Annotated in this window: 1 protein-coding gene; it reads left to right on the top strand. The window is 60.5% G+C overall.

The window, feature by feature from the left end; translation table 11 throughout:
• Positions 1-99: 99 nt before the first annotated feature.
• A protein-coding gene (locus tag ACKAMS_RS33545) for an IS3 family transposase (RefSeq protein WP_095046155.1) occupies positions 100-1,472 on the top strand; the annotation gives its coding sequence in 2 pieces (ribosomal slippage) (positions 100-457 and positions 457-1,472; 1,374 coding nt in all).
• Positions 1,473-1,559 lie beyond the last annotated feature (87 nt).

The following is a 1,559-nucleotide window of genomic DNA, read 5'->3' on the forward strand; positions in this document are numbered from 1 at the left end:
GACGTTACGAACGTGTTCGGCGTCAGCGCCTTTGGCACAGATCTGGGGTTGCGGATAATGGAGGGATTGGGTCTCGTCGCAGTGACGTAAGGAACGCAGATGAGACCCAATCCCTCCAGCCCAAAATTGGCTGCCAAGCCCACCAAGAAGCCCGCCGAGGTGGTGGTGAAAGATATTCGCCGTGCCACACGCCGGCATTTCTCGGCCGAGGATAAAATCCGCATCGTGCTCGAAGGCCTGCGCGGCGAGGAGAGCATCGCTGAACTGTGCCGCCGCGAAGGCATCGCCCAGAGCGTGTATTATTCCTGGTCAAAAGAATTCCTTGAGGCTGGCAAACGCCGTCTGGCCGGGGACACGGCCCGTGCCGCCACCAGTGACGAGGTCAAGGATCTGCGCCGTGAAGCACTGGCTCTCAAGGAATGCGTGGCCGACCTGACGCTCGAGAACCGCCTGCTTAAAAAAAGCATGATCGCGGATGGGGGCGACCAAGAATGAGGTATCCCGCCGCAGAAAAGCTCGAGATCATCCGCCTCGTCGAGCAATCCCATCTGCCCACCCGACAGACGCTGGAGAAACTGGGCATCCCACGCCGCACCTTTGCCCGCTGGTATGCCCGCTACCTTGATGGTGGGCCTGAGGCGCTGGAAGACCGCCCCTCGGCGCCAAGCCGGGTATGGAACCGGCTGCCCGAGAATGTGCGCAAACAGATCATCGACATGGCGCTGGAGGAAAGCGAACTCTCGCCCCGCGAGTTGGCCACCAAATTTACCGATGAGAAGCAGTACTTTGTCTGCGAGGCCACGGTTTATCGCCTGCTCAAGGCACAGGATCTGATCGCCAGCCCAGCCTATATCGTCATCAAGGCCCGCGACGAGTTCCACACCAAGACGATGCGACCAAACGAGATGTGGCAGACCGACTTCACCTATTTCAAGCTGATCGGTTGGGGCTGGGTTTACCTCTCAACCGTGCTCGACGACTATTCCCGCTACATCATCTCGTGGAAGCTGTGCACCACCATGACGGCGGGCGATGTCACCGACACGCTGGACTTGGCGCTGGCCGCATCAGGTTGTGACAGCGCCACCGTGCTGCACATGCCGCGCCTGCTCTCGGACAATGGCCCGAGCTATGTCGCGGGCGAACTGGCCGCCTATATCGAGGCCCAGTCCATGAGCCACGTGCGCGGCGCCCCCTTTCACCCCCAGACACAGGGCAAGATCGAGCGCTGGCACCAGACCTTGAAAAACCGCATCCTACTGGAGAATTATTACCTGCCCGGCGATCTCGAAGCCCAGATCGAAGCCTTCATCGAGCACTACAACCACCAGCGCTATCACGAAAGCCTGGGCAATGTGACGCCCGCAGATGCCTACTTTGGCCGCGATCGGCAGATCCACGCCCAGCGCGCCGCCATCAAGAAACAGACCATCGAACATCGCCGCTTGCAGCACCGCAAGCTCGCCGCCTAAAAGCCAACCCCTGACGAGGCCCGCTCTCCGTTAACGCCACGCCAAACCTGCGCCAAATGTTTCGACGACGGACAGTCGCGCACGACT

The organism is Rhodococcus sp. 5A-K4, from assembly GCF_046097995.1.
Taxonomy (GTDB): Bacteria; Actinomycetota; Actinomycetes; order Mycobacteriales; family Mycobacteriaceae; genus Rhodococcus_F; species Rhodococcus_F erythropolis.